This window comes from Culturomica massiliensis (assembly GCF_900091655.1).
Classification (GTDB): domain Bacteria; phylum Bacteroidota; class Bacteroidia; order Bacteroidales; family Marinifilaceae; genus Culturomica; species Culturomica massiliensis.
In genome coordinates this window covers 576,794-597,559 of record NZ_LT594621.1, presented here as the reverse complement: position 1 = coordinate 597,559, position 20,766 = coordinate 576,794, and the positions used below count along the sequence as shown (strand labels likewise).

Genomic DNA, 20,766 nt, shown 5'->3' with positions numbered 1-20,766 from the left:
GGATAAAGTAAAAAGATTATCCGTACATTTGACGACCGGATCATTTACGAATAGCCCAAAAACGGAACAGTTTACGAAATTACCGGATCAATTGCAAAATAAGAATCCTGATGCCAACGAATGCCATTGCCTCAAAATCTGTCATGTGGAACCTGTGGCACGGTTGCCACAAGGTAAGTCCCGGTTGCCAGCATTGCTACGTTTATCGCGGCGATGCCAAACGAGACGTAAACAGTTCGGTGGTAACACAAACGAAAAATTTCGATCTGCCCATACGAAAAAAACGCAACGGAGAGTACAAAATCCCTCCCGGGACACTCGTATATACCTGTTTTACCTCCGATTTTTTCGTCGAAGATGCCGATGTGTGGCGTTCCCAAGCCTGGGAAATGATACGACTGCGCAATGATCTCAATTTCTTGATGATCACCAAACGGATAGACCGCTTTTCCCGTTGTCTGCCTGCAGACTGGGGAGACGGATACGACAATGTCACCATTTGCTGTACAATCGAAAACCAAGCCTGTGCCGATTACCGTCTGCCAATCTACCAGACCGCCCCCATCAGGCATAAAATCATCATCTGCGAACCGCTTCTGGAACGGATCGACCTGCACCCTTACCGCATCGGCGAATGGATCGAACAGGTCGTTGCAGGCGGCGAATCCGGCTATAACTCCCGTCCCTGTGATTTCGACTGGGTAATGGAACTCCGGAACATCTGCATAAAAAACAACATCGCTTTCTGGTTCAAACAAACCGGGGCAAAATTCATCAAAGACGGCCAACTCTACCACATCAAGCGCCAATTTCAACACTCCCAAGCCCGCAAAGCCGGTATCAACTTCGAACACCACCCCCAAACCTTACAGTAAAAAGCACCCGGGGGACGGGGAAAATGTGCTACTTGAAGACAGAGTAATTTTGCAACATAGTTTATTAATATACAGTAACATGAGCTTTTGCATTAATCAAATAACTAACAATAAGAAACAATACATCGACCTGCTGTTGCTTGCCGACGAACAGGAATCTATGATAGATCGTTATCTGGAACGGGGAGATATGTTTGCACTTGAGGATAATGGTATTAAAGCGGTTTGTGTGGTTACGAATGAGAAGGATGGTGTTTGTGAACTCAAGAATATTGCAGTTACCTCCGAATTCCAAAGGCAGGGATACGGCAAGAAGTTGATAAATCACCTTCTTGTCCACTATGCGGGAAAATATACCCAAATGTTGGTCGGAACAGGTGATGTGCCGAGCACAATCGGATTCTACAACAGTTGTGGGTTTAAGTACTCCCATCGGATCGAAAATTTTTTCACCGACAATTACGACCATCCGATACTTGAGGATGGTGTGTTACTTAAAGATATGATTTATCTGAAACGAAGGATATGATTATGCAAGATATTGTAAACGGACGCTGCGGTTGGTGCGGAACCGACGAGCTTTATGTGAAATACCACGACGAAGAATGGGGACGATTAGTTACCGATGATAAAACGCTTTTTGAATTTCTTGTACTGGAAAGTGCCCAAGCCGGACTGAGTTGGATAACTATTCTCAGAAAAAGAGAAGGCTACCGCAAAGCATTTTGCGACTTTGATGCCGAGAAGGTGGCACAAATGACCGACGAAGATGTGGAACGGTTGATGCAATTCGACGGCATTGTAAAAAACCGCCTGAAAATCAAGGCAACCATTACCAACGCAAGGCTGTTCCTCGCAGTGCAGAAAGAATTCGGCAATTTTTATGATTACACGCTCTCTTTCTTTCCCGACAGGAAACCGATAGTCAATACTTTTAGCTCATTGAACAAGATCCCGGTATCTTCTCCCGAATCGGACGCGATGAGCAAGGATATGAAAAAGCGTGGATTCAAATTCTTCGGCTCGACGATTTGTTATGCACATTTACAGGCCGCAGGGTTTATTAACGATCACCTGACCGATTGTATTTGCCGAAAAAAATAATCTTGCAATACAACTTGTTGTTTGTTAGCGAATTATTTTGCAAACTGAGAAATGTACGCTATCTTTGTAGCGATGACAAAAACATTCTATTGGGATATTGTTTAATAAGCAGTCTGTGTTTTGACACGGATTGTTCTTTTGTTTGCATTCGGATACTCTTCCGATAGCAGTTTTCTATTATAATAATTCAAGTTTAATTTGTGCACAGTAAGCAGGTATTGTTATGCTTTTGCCTGTGCGCAAAACACATTAAAACAATGAGTAACGAAAATAAAACAATCAGCCAATTCGAATTGAATCTAATCTGCGAATATTTTTCCAATCTCGAACGACAAGGGCCAGGTAGTCCCGAAGCAACACTTAAAGCATTGAGTTTTATCGACAATCTGACCGAAAATTCCCGCATTGCCGATATTGGTTGCGGAACGGGAGGTCAGACAATGGTGCTGGCTCAAAATATTCCGGGCCATATTACAGGACTCGATCTGTTTCCCGATTTTATCACCCTTTTCAACCGCAATGCCGGAAGGCTCAGTCTGCAAGAACGGGTAAAAGGCATTGTCGGGTCGATGGAAGAAGCTCTTCCCTTCAAGAAAGAATCATTGGACCTCATCTGGTCGGAAGGAGCTATCTGTAATATCGGTTTCGAGCAGGGGTTGCGTCAGTGGTATGAATACCTCAAACAAGGAGGCTACATTGCCGTTACCGAACCATCGTGGTTTACCGGCGAACGTCCTTCTGAGATTAACAATTTCTGGATGGCGGCAGAACCCGGCATAGATACGATTCCCCGAAAGGTTTCTCAAATGCAGAGAGCCGGATACGTTCCGGTGGCAACCTTTATTCTACCCGAAAACTGCTGGACGGAACACTATTTTGCTCCGCAAGCCGCAGTGCGCGAGAAGATTTTAAAAAAGTACGCAGGTAATCAGGCGGTTGCAGACTTCATTGCTTTCAGCCGACAGGAAGAAGAGCTATACCGCAAATATAAAGCCTTTTACGGATATGTTTTCTATATCGGCAAGAAGATTTAGAGTTACCGGATAACCAATTTCGCTCCCTGTTTTTTACAAAGAGACGGGGAGCGTTTGTTATTGATTATTCGTTCATAATCAGATTATTCCGTATATTTTATGGTTCGTTTCGTCAAAATTTTGAAGCGGCCGTCTACTTGAGTTTTGCTTTCTGTCCAGTTACCACGGTCATCATAACCGGAATAAGAATTAGTATATACCGTGGTATCACCATCCTCAATATGTATCTCTTCTATTACATGGTCATAAGAGTCATATTTATACATACGAAGCACACTGAAGGTATTTGAACTGTCTTTCGTCACGCTCTTGAATTCATCACTCACACTCAATAATTTCCATTTTGTAATGTTGTTATTCTTGTCGGCCCATGCCTCTTTTTTTTCGTATCCCCACTCCCCCTTCCCGGAATAACAACGATATTTTCCCGAAGTTCTGACTTGTTCTTCCCAAATCTCGCTGCCATTATCTATTTTGTATTTCACGGTGTTGTTGTTCCGGGAAACAAATTCATAAACAAGAGCGGCATAAGTTCCATCTGACTGGCGTATTCGGGAACTACTCCACAAAAGCGTATCGCCACTATATAGATACTCTTCTATCTGGAAAGGAACAGAATCCATTCCCAAATACTCATATTGGCTCGTGATATTTCCCCAATCATCAAAACCGATGATTGTGATATGACCGATTTTGTCCGGGGTTCTCAGGGTGTCATAAGAGTACTTGAAACGATATACCGTATCCCGCAAACTCGTGACCTTTCCTTTCAGACCCATATACTTCCGGGGTGTATAGTTTTCACTACACGCTGTTAACATTAAAAGCAATATCCATCCGGAAAGGATAACTATTGTCGTTCTCATATTTTTTCTGTTCCAGGTAATTTTTAATTTCGGAATTCGCTTGGCGGCAATGAGAAAGCGCAGATATAAAACCTGCTTATTTTAATCTCATCCCTATTGTTTACATATTTCAAATTGGTACCATTGCGTTACTTTGTATTAGAGTGTATCTCCGAATGATTCGTAAACCTACTTTCAAAAAACCTGAAATGAAATCATCCTTTCAATAGCCAATCGGTGATAGCGAAATCTTGCCGATTTTCCGGTTTACACATTTGAATCAGTGCAATTATGATAATATTAAATCATCGAATATTGCCAAATATTACTTTCAGCAAAGATAATCAACATTGTCAGCAAAAACTTATCATACAGGATGCAATTTATATTATGAATTGTTTTAAATCAATATTCTTAATTTAAACAAATTTATCTCACTTCTTTTCAACTGTTTCAATATAATTAATCAATCTCTAAAGTCGGTTGATTTTCTTCTGCAAGAGTACAAGGATTTCGAGTGACCCGAAATATTTTAAGTACGCTGAAAACAAGGAATGTAAAAAGAGAAAAATTACGGTAATTTTCTTTTTTTCTCTGATAAACATCTTTTATATGGAGAAAATAAATAAGGCAACGCTTTGAAGAAATTTACTCTTTTTGTGGAATCCAAAGAAAGAAATTTTTCCAAATTCACAGGGCTTAGCATTGACGTTTCAGCCCCGGGATATACCTTTGTATTAAAACCACTTGTTACTATTCCTTTTCTGGTGTTCTTATGATTAGTAAGCAGTGATAGCTTCTTTTTATTCGCGGTCTTTCCGGCTCACTATCTGATCTAAGGAATAAATTAAAATACACACGTAGCGGAATTTTAAATTCGGGCAGGCTGACCGATACAGACACAACGAAAGAAGGGAAATAAAATTCTAAAAAGAAATTCAACATATTATTTTGCTATATAAAATATTGTTCGTTATTTTGCGAACAACAAATAAGAATAGACATGGAAAACAAAGAATATACAACGAAGCAAGAACAAATAGCCCGCTTTGCAAAAGCGATGGGACATCCGGCACGAATTGCAATACTTAACTTTTTGGCCAAACAAGATTGTTGTTTTTTCGGCGATATACACGAAGTATTGCCTATTTCCAAAGCAACGGTATCGCAACATTTGAAAGAGTTGAAAGACGCAGGCCTGATACAAGGAGAGATAGAAACACCGAAAGTGAAATATTGCATCAATCGTGAAAATTGGAAAATTGCCTCTATACTTTTTGCCGAGTTTTTCGGGCAATGTGTATGCAAGAAAGAAAGTTGTTGCGAATAGCGGCAATTTTTTTAGTTCGAATGTTCGTAGTTTGGCGAAATACAAACATCTAAAATACAATGAAAAAAGCAATCTATTTATCAATGAGCAGAGCATTATTTTGATGAATTGATAACCCAAATAACAAAAACCCATTAAATCAAGTGAAATGAAAAATGTAATTTTATTGATGGCCATGTACCTCGGACTGTTTGCATGTGGCAATGGTAATGCAAAAGGAAATAAAGCAACAGAAGAGCAATCTAAAAAAGACCGTGTGGAAGTATTGTATTTTCACGGCAAACAACGGTGTGCCACTTGCATGGCGATAGAAAAGCATGCCAAAGAAGCGATCGAAATGACATTTGCCGATGAATTGAAAAACGGAACGGTAGTTTTCAAATCAATCGACATTTCAAAAGCAGAGAATGAAAAGATTGCCGAAAAATACGAGGTTACCTGGTCGTCTCTGTTCGTCAGCAAATGGAAAGACGGCAAAGAGAGTTACGAGAATCTGACCGAGTACGCTTTTGCCAATGCCCGAACTACTCCCGACGCATTTAAAAGCAAAGTAATCGAGCAAGTCAGAGCCTTACTGAAATAGAGCTATGGAGTGGTTACAGACATTATTGGATAGCAGCACAACACCTGTATTGACGGCTTTTCTGCTGGGACTGCTGACGGCAATTTCTCCGTGTCCGCTGGCAACGAATATCGCCGCAATCGGATTTATCGGCAAAAACATTGAAAATCGCCGCCGGATTTTCCTGAACGGCTTGCTGTACACGCTCGGTCGTGTGCTCGCTTACACGGTGTTGGGTATCGTATTGATACTGATACTCAAAGAGGGTTCCAGCTTATTCGGTATTCAAAAGTTCATCGGGAAATACGGAGAGCTTATTCTCGGACCGGCATTGTTGATTATCGGTTTATTCATGCTGGCCGGCAGCAAACTCAAACTGCCCTCTTTCGGTTTCAAAGGCAACGGCGAGGGCTTGGCACGCAAAGGCAACTGGGGTGGGCTCCTGCTCGGAGTGTTGTTCGCAATGGCATTCTGCCCCACAAGCGGAGTTTTCTACTTCGGAATGCTGATCCCGATGTCGGCCACGGCGACCGCAGGGTATCTTCTCCCCGTGCTTTTCGCCGTGGCTACCGCACTGCCTGTTTTGGCCGTCGCTTGGATCCTGGCATTCAGCGTACAACATATCAGCAATTTTTACGGTAAGATGCAGATCATTCAAAAATGGCTGAATTGGATCGTAGGAGGTCTGTTCGTAATTATCGGTATGTATTATTGTGTAATGATGTATTTATAAAAAATAGAAATATGGAAATCAGAGTTTTGGGAACAGGTTGCGCCAAATGCAAGACAACCTATCAGGCAATCGAAAAAGTAATCAACGAGAATAATCTCGATGTGAAACTTATGAAAGTAGAGGATATTGTGGAGATCCTCAATTCCGGCGTGATGGCTACTCCGGCTGTCATGGTGGACGGTGTGATTAAAATCAAAGGGTACGTCCCCTCCGAAAGCGAAATAAAACAGCTACTCGGCATTTAACAATGTGGCTATGGATACGAAAAAAGAACTGAAAATCCTCTTGTGGGTTGTCATCGTCTTTGCAGCCGTGTTCTTCATGCCGCTCGGTAGTGAGCGGTTTATGACAGCCGTGGATGCCACACTCGACCTTACAAAATGGTATGCGCAGGAACATGTCGTATTGTGTCTGCTGCCTGCCTTCTTCATTGCTGGTGTAATTGCCGTATTCGTCAGTCAGGGTTCGGTACTCAAATATTTCGGTGCGAATGCGAAAAAGTGGCTCTCCTACACGGTGGCTGCCGTTTCGGGAGGTATTCTTGCCGTATGTTCGTGTACGATTCTGCCTCTCTTTACAAGCATCTATAAACGGGGTGCAGGCTTGGGGCCAGCTATTGCATTCCTCTATTCCGGTCCGGCAATCAGTATTCTGTCGATTATTCTGACCTCCCGGATTCTAGGTATGGAGATGGGTATTGCCCGTATAATCGGTGCTGTGCTTTTTTCCGTCGTTATCGGATTGCTGATGTCTTTTATTTTCCGCAAGGAAGAGAAAGCCAAGAAAGAGGAGCAGATGAACATCGTTCCCCCCCCCGAAAAACGACCGATGTGGCAAACCTCCTTCCACTTTTTTACATTGGTGCTTATTCTCGTATTTACAAATTGGGGTGCACCTGCCGCATCCGATACAGGACTATGGTATACTATCTTTGCTTATAAGTGGTATATCACCGGAGCGTTATCGCTTCTGTTGTGCTGGTCGCTAATCAGGATATTGAAATTGTGTACCCTGTGGGTGTTGCTCGGAGCTATGGTGACGGCCGTTTCCATAATTCCCGCCAGCCTGTTCATCGACAATGCTAAATTGGTTCCGCTCGTGCCGATGATAGTGGCTATCACCGCACTCTCCATAATCCTGCTTTTCGACAAACGGGACGAAGAAAATCGAGAATGGGTTTTCTCTTCCTGGGGTTTTGCCAAACAGATATTACCGTTGTTGGCTATCGGCGTGGTTACGGCGGGTTTCCTTTTAGGTTCTACGCATGACAATACGGCTATCGCAGGTATTATCCCGAATAGCTGGATCGAATGGGCGGTCGGCGGAAATTCGTTGCTATCCAACTTTTTCGCAAGTTTTACGGGGGCATTCATGTACTTCGCCACCCTGACTGAAGTACCTATCATTCAGGGATTACTAGCTTCCGGCATGGGTAAAGGCCCTGCTTTGGCTTTGTTGTTAGCCGGACCATCGCTCTCTCTGCCGAATATGCTGGTTATTCGTGGTGTGTTAGGAACAAAGAAAACCGTCGTTTATGTGGCACTCGTCATCTTAATGGCAACGATTTCGGGGTTTGTATTTGGAAATATCTTTTAGGATACAATGAAAAGGACATTCTCCTTAACCATAGGTCTGTTGCTTGGTATTCAAGTTTGTTCCGCCTTTTGAGCGGAACAAACTTTCCAGATTACAGGGAAATCCATATCATTATTAGTTACTTCTTGTGAGGTTTCAGAAAATAGTCCGAACATCCTCATGTTTAACAATACATTCATAAGCATAATTTTAATGGTAAGTATTATATAGAAAGACTTAACGTCTGATTTCATACTTTTATATTACCAATAAATATCCATTATGCCAGAAAATACTAAAATCAATCAACGAATATGAATCTAAACTAAATGAGCTTCTTTCTTTAGAAAAGAATGAAGTGATTTGATAGAACTAAACACATATCCTTGATTTTCCTTTTCTAATTTCTTCATTTTTGAGAGTGAGGCTATCCATGCAGCAGATAAGCATTGTATTCCAACTTTAATACAAGCGGTAATATCGGAAAATTCATCTCCAACATATACCATTTCTGCTGGTTGGATATTATATTTTGACATTAGTTCCGTCATTGATTCCGCTTTTGTGTTTCTATCTGGCGATCCGATTGAAATACTATCAAAAAGAGCTTCCATTTTAAAATGGTGAAGTGTAATATCACAACTCCTTTGCCCTTTACCTGTTATTAAAGATACAATAATTGAGTTCTCCTTCAACTCTGTTATCAATTCTCTTATCCCCACAAATGGTTGAATGTAGACTGTGTGCATTTCTTTGTATATCACATAAAAATCAATCAGAGCTTTTTCCCAATCTTCTGAAACGACCTCTTTAATCATTCCCTCTTCATTAAGTCCGAATGTTTTCACAATATCATCTTCTGACAATATTTTTGATGCATAGGGAGATACTGCCTGCTTAAAGGCTTCGATACACATTGGGATTGTATCGGCAATTGTACCATCCAAATCAAAAGCTACCAGTTTTACCATAGTTTCTTAGTTTGATTGATTTGACGTATTACTTTACATGGATTTCCAACAGCCAAACTATTTGCCGGAATATCTTTTGTAACAACACTACCTGCTCCAATTACACTACCGTAACCAATTGTAATTCCGGGAAGGATTACTACACCGCCACCAATCCAGCATCCGTCCTCAATCGTAATAGGCAAAGCGTAAGTACGGCGAATTCGTTTTATTCCATCTTCTGTTTCAACAGGTGCTAACCGTTCATCTAAATCAATAGGGTGAGTTGCTGTATAAAGCTGAACATTTGGAGCAATAAGAACATTGCTTCCGATAGTGATTTTATTACAATCCACAAAGGTACAACCGGTATTTACAGTAACATTATCTCCTATATGTACATTGCAACCATAATCACAGATAAACGGGCTGGCAACCGAAACTTTCATTCCGATACTACCTAGCATCTTTTTTAGCAAGCTGTGTTTTTCTTCTTTATCCTCATAAGGTAATGAATTATATTTCATCAATAACTTATGTGTTCGGGTTTTTAAATCCAAGAAAACTTGGTTGTGGCAATCATACCATTCACCAGCCAGACATTTTTCCATTTCTGTTTTCATAATTGTTGCGTTTATAAGATTGAAACTATTTCGGTAATATCTTTTCTCTTAGATGATTTTTCGGGTGGTTGTTTTACATAACCTAATGAAATAATTGCCACAGGGTACATATTGGGAGATAAATGAAGATTATTCTTTAGCATATCAGGATCGAAATTACATACCCAGCAGCTACCTAATCCTTGTTCTGCTGCGGCTAAACAAATATGTTCAGTTGCAATTGCCGCATCAATATCGCAATGGTTCTTATTGTCTGATTTTCTTACCCAAGAAATTGAACTGTCAGCGCAAACTACAATATAGAGTGGAGCTTCGGTAAACCATTCACGTGGATAAGATTGTTGAATCAGTCGTTTTTGTTTATTACTTTTTACGACAAAGAAGTGCCAAGGTTGATAGTTTACAGCAGAAGGAGCAAAACGGGCACATTCCAAAATGTAGTCGAGTTTTTCTTGCTCAATCATATCAGAAGAATAGTTTCTTGCAGAATAACGTTGTTTTGATAGTTCTAAAAAGTTCATAAGTAATCTAATTTTGATTTATGGCAAAGTTATACCTATTTTATTTCAAATATAGGTATATATTTTCGCTATATTGGTATAATTCCGCTTTATGTATTATATTTGAAGTATGAAAAAAGAAAATCTTCATCAACCATTTGAGATCAGCTTTAACGAGCATAATGAATCGTTATTGACTGAGCATGAGCATACTTTTTTTGAACTGGTCTACATTTTAACAGGAACAGGTATTCAATGGATTAACAATAATATGTTCCCATATCATGATGGACACTTGTTCTTGATAACTCCAAATGATTCTCATTCCTTTGAGATTCATACAACTACAAAATTCATTAACATCAAGTTTAATGACATCTATATACATTCAGCCATATTTGGTTCAGAGAATATCCAGAGATTAGAATTTATTTTGCAACATGCAAATCATCAACCGGGTTGCATCCTTAGAAATAAGGTGGATAAGTTATTAGTGAAACCAATGATTGAAGCAATTATTCGGGAGTATGTAAATAGGAATCTGTATAGCAAAGAGATTATCACGCAGTTGGTAAATACTATAATTATTGTTGTGGCAAGAAATATAGCTATGTTTTTACCTCAACAAGTCGATGAATGTTCAGATGATAAGTCTCTCGATATTCTTCAATATATTCAAGCAAATATCTATCAAACAGGTAAAATTAGAGCAAAAGAAATCAGTCAGCATTTTGGTATATCTGAAAGTTACTTGGGACGTTATATAAAAAAGCATACCAACGAAACAATGCAGCAATACATATTAAACTATAAACTAAAATTGGTCGAAAGCAGATTGTTACATAGTCAAATGAGAATAAATGAGATTGCCGAAGAACTAGGATTTACTGATGAAAGCCATTTGAGTAAATTCTTTAAGAAAAACAAAGGATGTAGTCCTTCAAGTTTCAGAAAAAGTAATAAGGCAATATGATGCGTATCTATTCTTAATCTAATATGTTTCAGCGATAACATATATACTATTTCCTCTAACATAAATAAAATTAAACGGTTACGGGTACATAGATAACGACCGTAGGTTACATGCGTTAATTCTCCCGCTTCCACTTCCTTTCTCCGAGAGTCTATGTATGTGTCGAAATATTCTAATAAAGTTATTCCGATTTCTTCCAATTCCTTACGTTCCCGTTCTTCTTCAATTTTTCTCTGTTCCTCTTCCTCTTTTGCCTTTTTTATAGCTTCCTCCTTTGCTCTCTTTTCGGGTGTTTTGCTAAGCTCGACATAAGCATCCCGGACAGTAACAGCAGATACGAAACCGTCTTTTAATAATAAGTTGACTTTTAAGTTTTCTATAATCTCTCTTATCTTTATTAACGAAATATTTATCCTTTGCGCTTCCGGGCTGTGTCTTTTAGCTTGGTTACATTTGGCATCCCATATTTTTTCAGATATACGTAAGCCGGTACTGAATTTCCTCCGATCTCCGTTAATAACGATATTTCCGCGAATTGATCTTTTACCTTCCGTATCGAGCATTTAACGGTTAATAAAAAATGTAACTCCGTTGTCTGTGCTTTTTCCCATAAGTTTACATTTAAAGGTTACAAAAATACGTTTACATCCTGATTTTTGATGTTTTAACCCTTAGACAATGTGGGAGTTATGCAGTCATATCGTCTTTTCCCGTCCACGCCATTTTAGGCAAAAAAGGCGAAAAGTACGTGGACGGATAGGATAGTGGACGGATAAGTGACCTTTTTAGGCTTAAATTGTCAATATGCAAAGACGGCGACGGTTTGACAAAAGACACAAAAAAACTGTAATGTCTTAATATTACAGGTTTTACAATAAGTATTGACCGACTTTGACACGGTTTTTGTGATCCAGCTGGGGTTTTATACCCAGTGGTATATCTTACATTTTCAATAAGTTACAAAAACGGTTTTGCAAACCCCACCTATTTCGCAGCAGATAGATTTCTGTTGGTTGCTGCCGTTTACATCATTTGATAATCAAAAGTAGAAAGATTTACTTGAATATGCAAGTTAATTGTTGTCAGATTGCCAAAGTGGATCATTTTCCCAATTAACCGGAAATCCCATGGCTTTTACATCAATGTTCGGATATTCTACAAGCAATTTCTTAAACCTGACAATGAAAGAGTGTTTCGGATTGACTGTGTTTAACATATAGATAACCATACAAAGAATAAAGTATGTTCTCTTATTACTAACTGTCTTATCCTGTATAAATTGTTTTTTAGGAGATCGGGGCATTAAAGGACGTATACTCAACACCCTATTCCATAACCGACAATGATGGGCACAGATATTGCGCAGATATACAATACTATGAAGCCATGATTCCAATACCGTATCAGGTAAACCAAAGTAATTTGCGATTTCTCTTTTTGTCTTTCCCGGTTTCAAATTGCTATATAAAATAGAGAGCGAACCAAAAGAGGTTATTTCCATCGTCATCCAGCTTGGAGGAAATGGATTTGAATATTTATTCTTAAATGCTGTAACAAACTCTTCATCACTACGGTTATATTCCTCGGCAATTTTTATTAAAGCTTTAGCGTGTTTTGTAGGGCTTGTAAAAAGTGCCGCATTCGTAAACCAATAACCGTCATATCGTTGAGATAGAATATGCACAATCTGTGTTCTTACAGCAACTTCTATTTTTTCTAATTCTGTTATAATCAGTTTACGAAGTTTACTATCAAATTTATAGATGGCAAATACAGTATCGAAAGTTGCCCCAGGTTTAAAAACATGATTTTCTTTATCTTCCAAAAGCGGATACCAATATCCACTCAATCTGTAATAACTTACGTTTTGCAAGATATGAACTGCCTTATCTTCATTCTCAACTGACATTCCCCTATCTTTTAATAGATCGACCTGTTCTTCAAATGAAATCAACTGTTTAGTATACGGAATCGTACTCATAGCACTAAAAATAAAAAGCTTACCCTAAGCGCGCTGTTCTAACGGGAAGCGGGGTAAGCATGTTAGTACAAAGATAATAATTATTTTATAAACATCCTATTGTTTCATTAAATCTTCTTTGAACTCTTGATAAATTTTAGACTTTAGATTATCCATAACATCCAACAGTTGTTTCTTCAATTTATTTTTAAATGGTATTGTTCCGTGGTTAAACCGATACAATAAAGACTGCTCACTAGCTTTTGGGCCTCTTCTTCCTGATCTTTCAACACGCCTAGTAACATCGGGTAAAAATTACTCTTACGACTACGAGGGACCCGTAATTCGAATACCTTACCTCCATGACATACCCGACGGCCTCAGAAACCGTTACTCACATCAGATAAAGCTTCATTATGAAGACTTCGTTTCCGAGAGCATTAAACTCTCTAAACCTTGTTTGACTAAACCCGGAAGACCGGATGCTCCATTTGTGATTTCCGAAATTATTTCCGTAATTTGTTCCTGTGTAAATTCCATAATAATTCATTTTTGATGTGCAATTACAAAAATAATCAAAATGGGATTTACACACTTTTTGAAACACTATCACACTTTTCGGGACACTATCCCTATTTCACCAGATTTTCTTACCGGAATCTGTTGTTTTTTGAGGGTTTGCCTGAAAACAAAAACTCCCGAAATTCGTTGAATTTCAGGAGTTTGCTTCGTTTTTTCATCTTGAAAAGTGATCCGCCTGGGATTTTAACCACCAGCGTTTATCTTGCTAATCTTCAAACCTTTTCTAAACTGTTACCCTTGTACCGTAATGATTTAGTAACGTTTTATTGGCATCAACTGGCAGTAAATTGACTTCCGGTTTCTGCTTTGTTTCGTGACCAAATATAGGAAAAAGATTTGAACAGTATTAATATTTCCATTAAATCTTCTATTATATAAAAATAACTTCCACTCTATTCCTTTTATTTCATAAACGAATAAATAGGATAACAATTAAAATCATTCTTATTCTCAATCTGTTCATAATATTGTTTTGCCTTATCTTTTTCATCTAATAACAAATATACGGCTGCAAGTATATTAGGCTTCTTACAATCCTGAGTAATTTCTCTCAAACCAATTATTTCTTTAGCATTTAAAGAACGAAGTCTCCTTATAGCTTGTAATTTGTTTAGTAATCTTATTTCAATTGGTAACGAATCTCCCATCACAAATAACCATTCAGACAATGAAATAGACAAATCTAATAGTTCTTTACTATGTATCTTATCATAAGCCAAAAGCATCGAAAGCATTGAAAGGTTTATCCTTTCTATTAATAGAGCTTCATTTCCATAACTAGTAAGTGATTTAAAAATATGCTTGTAGTATAAATTGGATATTGATTGGTAATCTTTCTGACCCAACAATATACATTGCGGTGCAGGAATTATTTTCCCATTTTCAAAACTTAAAGTTATATCAATATCTGAAGTTAATATATTTATAAATGTATCTGGTTCACCATTTTTACCTTTTACAAATATCAATGGTAAATAGATATTATATATTTTCATATCTACACGTTGGATATCACCCCATTTACTATTGTTATATGGTTCTTTATTTACAAGTACCTTTATTAGTATTTCTAACAAATAATGATTATCATTATACTTACCATATTCAATAATTAAATCCTCTTGAACCTTCAGAATATCAAGTACGACCTGAATACTCTGTAAGCCCTTCAAACGTCTTTCGTAAGTCTTTATATCAAAATTAGCCTTATTACTCAAATGCAATTTTTTATTACCTAAATTAAAACTGGACTTTTTGCATAATTCAATAATAAACTTCAATGCGACAATCTGTTCTTTTAGAGTATGGTTAAGATTTATATTAAATTTACACGGTTTATTATCGAAATAATCTATTATAATACACTTTCCAAGGTTAAAGCTAAACTTTCCCTTAGCTTGTTGTATTACAAACTCATCAAAATAGACGATATTATCTATTGTTACCTTTTTATTAACTACACCTTCAATTTGCTGAATCAAAACTTTGTCAATAGGTTTATTGGGATAACCCTCTACGGGCGATTTGGCATATAGAAACACTTCATTCGTAAACATATAATCAAATACAACCGATAAATCTTTCCCAGAACAAGAAATACTGAATTCTATTGGTAATTGTTCTTCTTTAATAGAGTTAAGGTCAAGCACTTTAAAAGAAGGATTCTTAACAAAAGAAATCTGCTTATGACAATTATCATTAAAATTAATAAGAATTGATGTAATATCCTCATAAGAAGGAACAGCTTTAAATTCTATGTTAGTTCCTTTTTGATTACCTACTCTTGAAATAATACGTTTAATATCAATAGGATGAAACAAATTATAATATATGAATGTATCCTTTTTTTCATTTATTAAAACCACAAAGTATGCTGTTCCATATAATTCATAATTACGTAGATCGGATATATCAACATGGTATTTGTACTTTGATTTATCAATTAGTTTTTTTAAATATTTTCCTTTCACTTGCACAGAAACTCTACCTATAAAATCATCTTTTCTTTTTTGACTACTTCCAAAAAGATAGATATTACCATCCCATGAAGGTTCTTTATCTCCTTCGCTAATAAAAGGAGATAAACAATCTGTTTTTGAGATATATGTTGTTACTGCAGCCGTAGCCAATTTTTCTATGTCCATTATTCTCCGATAATAAATTATTCAAATATTAATGAAATAATATAACACCTCCCTTTTCCTAATGAGGTCATATTTTTGGAATGTTTATACCATACATTTTATACTTATCGCGAATATATATAAAAACATTATCTATGTTGTTCAAATTTAAATTGTTTATTCATTAAATATAGATATATATCTAACTTTAATTTTCTTATGTTCTATTGAAAATTGAATTTTACATATCGTTAGTCATTTTAATCGGCCGACTTTGGAGGTTGATTTTCCCCCTGCAAGGGGCAAGATTTTCGGGTAACCGAAATGTTCCGGGTTACTCGGAACACATCTTGCTGTTAGCTGATGCTAACAAGGTTTACTTTCAGATGATAAAGTATTTCCTTAGATTTTAAGAAGAAGTTAGTTAGATGATACTGCTCAATACTGTGTAGTAAGTATAAATCATTAGCTAACTGTATTACAGATGGATATTCTTCTGTTGGAGCGTCTGGACATCTGGACGTATTGACGTTGGAACGTCTGGACGTCTGGACAGCTATAAGAATGTAATTACAGAGAAATTATATTTTGATAACTTTTGGGGGTATTCAAAGAGTTTTCTACCTTTGTAATCAAAGTCAAGCCTTTATGTAAGAAGGTCTGCGAAATATTATTTATGCTATAATTGAGATATTTATAAACTAAAGAGAGAAAGACATAAAAAATAAAAAACCATTCCTAAATTATCGGAATGGTTCTGTAAACTAAATGGAAATCTTGGCCTAAGAATCTGCAACATTCAAAAGTCCAACCAGATAGACAATTAGTTTCATGTTTCATACGTGGAATTATTGTACTGTTTGTTGGACGGGCTTGTTGCAGAGCCTTTAGGCGGATAGTTAACAATATTCCACGTTTTTAATATGGATAGTCTAAATACCTTTATTGCCTTATATTCTGTTCAAAACGGATGGTCAGGCAAGAAATCTTTAGGAGAGCATTTAAACACTTTAGCAAAGATATTGACGTGTTTAAAGTTGTACTTTTTCCCTCTTTTCCCGGATTCGATATCACCGATAAAACCTTGTGACAACCCGGAGGCAGCAGATAAATCTTCCTGCGTCCAGTCCAGTTCAAGCCTTTTAGCTCTTACTTTATCAATCACATATTGTTCTATATCAGCTAACGCCATTTAAGTTTAAAATTTATGCAATTAAGGCATTTTTCATGGGTCACTTAAACGCCAATAGGCGATAAACGAAACGTAATTTTATTCCTTATGTTTCAATACCATCTTTATAAATATCTGATAATAAAAAACAAAACAAATAATCAAATCATGAAAAGAAACATACCCTATATAAAACGACTTCTCCTCTTACTTGCAGCGTTTGTGCGGCGGAGGAAATTGTTGTAAAAGCCGGAAATAACCCGTCAGGGTTATTCTGACTTTTTCAATGATTTCGGGCGAGGACGGGAAGCTGCGGAGCCCCTCAATCAGGCTCAGGTCAGCTTCCCGGACAGGAGTAAAAGCGAAAATAACAGTAAACCACTTAAATATCAAATCCTATATTCTGAAACCAAATGAACAAATTATCCCTTACCATCCCGTCGGATATGAACAGCACACACCAGGTCGATAACTTTATCGAATTCCTACTCGACCGTTTCGAGTTACCTCAATCCCTTAACGGAAGGATCACCTTATCCATCATTGAGGCTGTACATAATTCGATCCTCTATGGAAACAAACGCGACCCGAAAAAGAAAATCACCATTACGGCCATAAAAAACCCCATAAAAGTGAGCATCACGGTAGAGGACGAAGGTGAAGGTTTCGACCTTAGCAAAATTCCCGATTTCAGCAGGCCGGAAACATTTATGCAATGTACCGGAAGAGGGCTTTACCTGATGATTACCCTTGCGGATAAACTACTCTTTGCTAAAAGAGGAGCCAAAGTGATTATGACCTTTTTTTTAAACTTAAACTAACCATGAAAACGTTCATTGCCATTATTGCCTCTTTCGTTTCAGGTATCCTCATCGGTTATTACTACCGGGAAGCAAGCGTAGAAGAAGAAATCCGGGAAAAACTGTATGAGCAGGAACGGCAGGAAAGCGAGAGGAGAAAACAAGAAAATGGCCGCGCAAAAGCCACCCTGTTTTATTCAGAGTGGCTTTTTCTTTATCAGTTTAGGGCAGAACCCGGACTGAGCTGAATGATAAGCGGTCTTGGAGCAGTGTTATTATTTTCCGGTTGCTTTATCCGGTTATAAACCCATTGCCGGAACGAACGGCAAATCCCCCCTTTCATATAAAAACCTAACGCTATGACCGCATCCAGATTATAAAGTTCCAACGAACATACCCGGCCTTTTGCGTTTATGAACCGATGCATTCGCATTACCTTCGTTTCAAACAACACTCCCCGCTGAAAGAGAGCTTTCAATCCGGCTCTTACCGTCTGAATATATACATCGAACAAATCAGCAATTTCCTCCTTTGTAAGCCAAACCGTTCCATCTTCGGATAACTGAATGTGAACGGATAGCTCCTGTAACGACTCTGAAAAATGAATATCCATTTTACCTCTTTCCATGATGATGGTGTTTATAAGTTTACCACTACGGTTTCCTGTTGTCTTTTACGGCTGTTGATTTTGCGTTCCAATACGCTCATATCATGGCTCACCTTCCGGTCTACCACACGGGCATAAATCTAGGTAGTCTTAATATTGGTATGCCCTAACATTTTCGATACGCTTTCAATGGGCACACCCTGCGTAATGCAGATTTCAGTGGCAAAAGTATGACGGGCAAGGTGGAAAGTAATATGTTTATCTATCCCACAAAGCGCGGCTATTTCACTCAAATAGTCGTTCATCTTTTGATTACTGATTACCGGAAGAAGTTTTCCGTCTTTCAGTTTCCCTTCATATTTTTGAAGTATCTGACGGGGTATTTCAAGCAAAGGGATATCAGAATCTATTCCCGTCTTCTCCCGTTTAGTCATAATCCAGAGCTTTCCGTCGAATCCGGTTCTGATGTTTTCCGCCGTCAGGTTACAAAGGTCAATATAAGATAATCCGGTATAGCAGCTGAAGATAAACATATCCCTTACCTGCTCCAGCCGTTTGGAAGCAAATGCCTTGTTGTAAATCTTATCTATTTCAGCCTGCTCTAAATACCCTCTGTCTACCCGGTCAAAGTTGAATTTATAATTGGCAAAAGGGTCTATAAAATCAAGCCCGGTATTTCTGTCATAACCAAGGACTGTGCGGAAACGCTGCACAAACTTCATGGCGGTGTTGTTATTGATGCCGCACGCATTCCGCAAATAGAGATAGAAGTTTTCAATGAATACCGTATTGAGTTCACGCACGGGCATATCGGATACATGATACTTTTCCTTCATAAAATCAATCAGCCGTTGTTTTGTCAGCTCGTAACGGGAATAAGTCTTTTGTGTGGCGGTTGTTCCTACTTTCTGTTTATACTGCTCGTTAAACTGGGAAAAGTAGGTAATCAGCGTTTTTTCCTTTTCCTCCAACCCTAAGAAAGCGTTGCGGATCTGTTCGGGAAGGGCATAGCCTTTAACGTTCAACAGACGGTTGTAATGAACGGTAAGTTCTGATTTTATGCTTTCCAACAGTCGGTTTAAAGCGGAGTTCTTTGCTCTGTATCCTTTACCTGTTTTGGCTTGTCCCTTGGATACGTCCCAATCATCGGGATGAATATCGAGTTTGCTGCTGAATTGGGTGTTGGAGCCGTCTACGGTTACCCGTATCATGATCGTAACGTGTCCGTTCTTCTTTGGCTCGTTCTTTTTGAGGTAGAACAGAATCCTGAATGTACTTTTCATAGTGTCTTTTCTTTTGTTCACAAAACTATTTTGATTTGGTGAAACAAGAGCAGACATCTGAAAGACAAACAACGCCAAATCAATGACTTATCATTAAAATCGTTACGATTTTGACTTTCCGTTTTTACCGTAACGATTTAGTAACGATTTTCTGTCTTTAGGTGGCTTTTTCGTGGCTCCGGCCTGACTTGCCGGAAAAGAAAAAACCTTTCTAAAACAGTAGTTTAGAAAGGTTTGACTTAGTTTGACCGCCATTTAGCGTATCTTTCCGTGATCCGCCTGGGATTCGAACCCAGGACCCCAACATTAAAAGTGTTGTGCTCTACCTACTGAGCTAGCGAATCAGTCTATTTGCCTAATTGCGGGTGCAAATTTAGACAGATTTCCGAAGAATGCAAATAATACGTTCGTTTTTTATAAGATATTTTATGAGGATAAATTACAATTTACTCATAATCTGAATCCTATATCCAACCATTTTTTACGGTTTTGCTCATGAAAGTGTTTGCTCTTTCCTGAAAATGTCGTAACTTATATTCCGAAACTTCTAAATTCCGGTGTGATGTTACTTTATTACTATGAAAAAAAGGGGTTACTGGTGTTGTTGCTGCTTATCGTCGCTTTTATCGTCATTCCCCGCCAGATCAAACACAAAAAAACGGATGCCTTTTTGCTTCAAACTCCCCATTCGATAGCAGATTCTATCCGGATGACCTTCCCTGCAGAGCAAGAACCGATTGAACTGAATAGTGCCGATAGCACAACGTTGGTAGAAATCCGGGGTATCGGCCCTTATTACGCCGCCAAAATCATCCGCTATCGGGAACGGCTCGGCGGATATTACCGGACCGAACAATTGAAAGAGCTCCGGATGACCTACTTTAATGTCGATTCCTCCGCACACCTGTTTACTGTAAATCCCGGGCTTATCCGTAAAAAGGACTTAAATACACTGACATTCAAAGAAGTATTGAGACATCCGTATCTCGAATACGAAGATGTCAAGCTTATTTTCAATGCCAAAAACAAATACAAAAAAATAAGTATGGATACTTTGGAAAAAAGAAAAATACTACCCGTGTATAAACTAAAAAAAATAAAACCTTATTTCATGTAATTTCTTATCTTTGTCCGAA

General features: G+C 38.1%; 21 protein-coding genes, 1 tRNA gene and 4 pseudogenes. 13 read left to right on the top strand and 13 right to left on the bottom strand.

The window, feature by feature from the left end:
- Nucleotides 1-110 precede the first annotated feature (110 nt).
- The 4 genes from BN8908_RS03645 (at nucleotide 111) to BN8908_RS03630 (ending at nucleotide 3,013) form a co-directional block, all read left to right on the top strand.
- The gene (locus BN8908_RS03645) at nucleotides 111-875 is read left to right on the top strand and encodes a DUF5131 family protein (protein WP_021988528.1); all 765 of its coding nucleotides are present in this window, start codon (nucleotides 111-113) and stop codon (nucleotides 873-875) included.
- A 79-nt stretch (nucleotides 876-954) separates the two neighbouring features.
- Nucleotides 955-1,404, top strand: a complete 450-nt coding sequence (locus BN8908_RS03640) for a GNAT family N-acetyltransferase (protein ID WP_068689132.1) — start codon at nucleotides 955-957, stop codon at nucleotides 1,402-1,404.
- Between the two features lie 2 nt (nucleotides 1,405-1,406).
- Nucleotides 1,407-1,979 carry a DNA-3-methyladenine glycosylase I gene (locus tag BN8908_RS03635; protein WP_068692078.1) on the top strand — a complete coding sequence of 191 codons (573 nt, stop codon included), beginning with the start codon at nucleotides 1,407-1,409 and terminating at the stop codon, nucleotides 1,977-1,979.
- Between the two features lie 257 nt (nucleotides 1,980-2,236).
- Nucleotides 2,237-3,013: a class I SAM-dependent methyltransferase gene (locus tag BN8908_RS03630; RefSeq protein WP_068689129.1), complete on the top strand. Its 777-nt coding sequence runs from the start codon at nucleotides 2,237-2,239 to the stop codon at nucleotides 3,011-3,013.
- An 83-nt stretch (nucleotides 3,014-3,096) separates the two neighbouring features.
- Here the strand turns inward: BN8908_RS03630 and BN8908_RS03625 are convergent, their stop codons facing one another.
- Both BN8908_RS03625 and BN8908_RS18875 read right to left on the bottom strand, forming a co-directional pair.
- Nucleotides 3,097-3,879 carry a hypothetical protein gene (locus BN8908_RS03625; protein WP_148453170.1) on the bottom strand — a complete coding sequence of 261 codons (783 nt, stop codon included), beginning with the start codon at nucleotides 3,877-3,879 and terminating at the stop codon, nucleotides 3,097-3,099.
- Nucleotides 3,880-4,594: 715 nt separating this feature from the next.
- A pseudogene (locus BN8908_RS18875) lies at nucleotides 4,595-4,688 on the bottom strand (DUF5712 family protein); the annotation flags it as partial.
- Between the two features lie 173 nt (nucleotides 4,689-4,861).
- Here BN8908_RS18875 and BN8908_RS03620 point away from each other — a divergent pair.
- The 5 genes from BN8908_RS03620 (at nucleotide 4,862) to BN8908_RS03600 (ending at nucleotide 8,079) form a co-directional block, all read left to right on the top strand.
- Entirely contained in the window at nucleotides 4,862-5,188 is a 327-nt protein-coding gene (locus tag BN8908_RS03620; RefSeq protein WP_021988523.1) for an ArsR/SmtB family transcription factor, read from the top strand.
- Between the two features lie 148 nt (nucleotides 5,189-5,336).
- Nucleotides 5,337-5,771: a nitrophenyl compound nitroreductase subunit ArsF family protein gene (locus BN8908_RS03615; RefSeq protein ID WP_021988522.1), complete on the top strand. Its 435-nt coding sequence runs from the start codon at nucleotides 5,337-5,339 to the stop codon at nucleotides 5,769-5,771.
- A 4-nt stretch (nucleotides 5,772-5,775) separates the two neighbouring features.
- The gene (locus BN8908_RS03610; protein WP_021988521.1) at nucleotides 5,776-6,483 is read left to right on the top strand and encodes an aromatic aminobenezylarsenical efflux permease ArsG family transporter; all 708 of its coding nucleotides are present in this window, start codon (nucleotides 5,776-5,778) and stop codon (nucleotides 6,481-6,483) included.
- 11 nt (nucleotides 6,484-6,494) lie between these two features.
- Nucleotides 6,495-6,728, top strand: a complete 234-nt coding sequence (locus tag BN8908_RS03605) for a thioredoxin family protein (RefSeq protein ID WP_021988520.1) — start codon at nucleotides 6,495-6,497, stop codon at nucleotides 6,726-6,728.
- Between the two features lie 10 nt (nucleotides 6,729-6,738).
- Complete coding sequence (locus tag BN8908_RS03600; RefSeq protein WP_021988519.1) at nucleotides 6,739-8,079, top strand: permease; 1,341 nt, start codon at nucleotides 6,739-6,741, stop codon at nucleotides 8,077-8,079.
- A gap of 299 nt (nucleotides 8,080-8,378) precedes the next feature.
- On the opposite strand, the gene BN8908_RS03590 is transcribed toward BN8908_RS03600, so the two are convergent.
- The 3 genes from BN8908_RS03590 to BN8908_RS03580 are packed head-to-tail and all read right to left on the bottom strand — an operon-like array spanning nucleotide 8,379 to nucleotide 10,152.
- On the bottom strand, nucleotides 8,379-9,029 hold the full coding sequence (locus tag BN8908_RS03590) for an HAD family hydrolase (protein WP_068689122.1): 651 nt from the start codon (nucleotides 9,027-9,029) through the stop codon (nucleotides 8,379-8,381).
- Nucleotides 9,023-9,631 carry a sugar O-acetyltransferase gene (locus BN8908_RS03585; RefSeq protein WP_068689120.1) on the bottom strand — a complete coding sequence of 203 codons (609 nt, stop codon included), beginning with the start codon at nucleotides 9,629-9,631 and terminating at the stop codon, nucleotides 9,023-9,025. Before BN8908_RS03585 ends, BN8908_RS03590 begins: the two co-directional genes overlap by 7 nt.
- 11 nt (nucleotides 9,632-9,642) lie before the next feature.
- On the bottom strand, nucleotides 9,643-10,152 hold the full coding sequence (locus tag BN8908_RS03580; protein WP_068689118.1) for a nitroreductase family protein: 510 nt from the start codon (nucleotides 10,150-10,152) through the stop codon (nucleotides 9,643-9,645).
- A gap of 109 nt (nucleotides 10,153-10,261) precedes the next feature.
- Between BN8908_RS03580 and BN8908_RS03575 the strand changes: the two genes are divergently transcribed.
- On the top strand, nucleotides 10,262-11,104 hold the full coding sequence (locus BN8908_RS03575) for a helix-turn-helix domain-containing protein (protein ID WP_068689116.1): 843 nt from the start codon (nucleotides 10,262-10,264) through the stop codon (nucleotides 11,102-11,104).
- Nucleotides 11,105-11,445: 341 nt separating this feature from the next.
- On the opposite strand, the pseudogene BN8908_RS18870 reads toward BN8908_RS03575, so the two are convergent.
- The 5 genes and pseudogenes from BN8908_RS18870 to BN8908_RS03555 form a co-directional block, all read right to left on the bottom strand.
- Nucleotides 11,446-11,667, bottom strand: a pseudogene (locus BN8908_RS18870) (Arm DNA-binding domain-containing protein); the annotation flags it as partial.
- A gap of 509 nt (nucleotides 11,668-12,176) precedes the next feature.
- Complete coding sequence (locus tag BN8908_RS03570) at nucleotides 12,177-13,085, bottom strand: Abi family protein (protein WP_068689114.1); 909 nt, start codon at nucleotides 13,083-13,085, stop codon at nucleotides 12,177-12,179.
- A 197-nt stretch (nucleotides 13,086-13,282) separates the two neighbouring features.
- A pseudogene (locus BN8908_RS19130) lies at nucleotides 13,283-13,604 on the bottom strand (transposase); the annotation flags it as partial.
- 443 nt (nucleotides 13,605-14,047) lie between these two features.
- Nucleotides 14,048-15,790 (bottom strand): DUF4365 domain-containing protein, encoded by a 1,743-nt coding sequence (locus BN8908_RS03560; protein ID WP_068689110.1) that lies wholly within the window; start codon nucleotides 15,788-15,790, stop codon nucleotides 14,048-14,050.
- 940 nt (nucleotides 15,791-16,730) lie between these two features.
- Nucleotides 16,731-16,961 (bottom strand): helix-turn-helix domain-containing protein, encoded by a 231-nt coding sequence (locus BN8908_RS03555; protein ID WP_068689108.1) that lies wholly within the window; start codon nucleotides 16,959-16,961, stop codon nucleotides 16,731-16,733.
- 392 nt (nucleotides 16,962-17,353) lie between these two features.
- Here BN8908_RS03555 and BN8908_RS03550 point away from each other — a divergent pair, with 392 nt between their 5' ends.
- Nucleotides 17,354-17,761, top strand: coding sequence for an ATP-binding protein (locus BN8908_RS03550; protein ID WP_068689106.1), 408 nt, complete (start codon nucleotides 17,354-17,356; stop codon nucleotides 17,759-17,761).
- A gap of 2 nt (nucleotides 17,762-17,763) precedes the next feature.
- On the top strand, nucleotides 17,764-17,988 hold the full coding sequence (locus tag BN8908_RS03545) for a hypothetical protein (RefSeq protein ID WP_068689103.1): 225 nt from the start codon (nucleotides 17,764-17,766) through the stop codon (nucleotides 17,986-17,988).
- Here the strand turns inward: BN8908_RS03545 and BN8908_RS03540 are convergent.
- The 3 genes and pseudogenes from BN8908_RS03540 to BN8908_RS03530 form a co-directional block, all read right to left on the bottom strand.
- Nucleotides 17,958-18,368 carry a virulence RhuM family protein gene (locus BN8908_RS03540; RefSeq protein WP_068689101.1) on the bottom strand — a complete coding sequence of 137 codons (411 nt, stop codon included), beginning with the start codon at nucleotides 18,366-18,368 and terminating at the stop codon, nucleotides 17,958-17,960. The genes BN8908_RS03545 and BN8908_RS03540 overlap by 31 nt on opposite strands.
- An 11-nt stretch (nucleotides 18,369-18,379) precedes the next feature.
- Nucleotides 18,380-19,630: pseudogene (locus BN8908_RS03535) on the bottom strand (site-specific integrase).
- Between the two features lie 271 nt (nucleotides 19,631-19,901).
- Nucleotides 19,902-19,974, bottom strand: a tRNA-Lys gene (locus BN8908_RS03530).
- 218 nt (nucleotides 19,975-20,192) lie between these two features.
- On the opposite strand from BN8908_RS03530, the gene BN8908_RS03525 reads away from it, so the two are divergent.
- Nucleotides 20,193-20,747: a ComEA family DNA-binding protein gene (locus BN8908_RS03525; protein WP_068689099.1), complete on the top strand. Its 555-nt coding sequence runs from the start codon at nucleotides 20,193-20,195 to the stop codon at nucleotides 20,745-20,747.
- Nucleotides 20,748-20,766 lie beyond the last annotated feature (19 nt).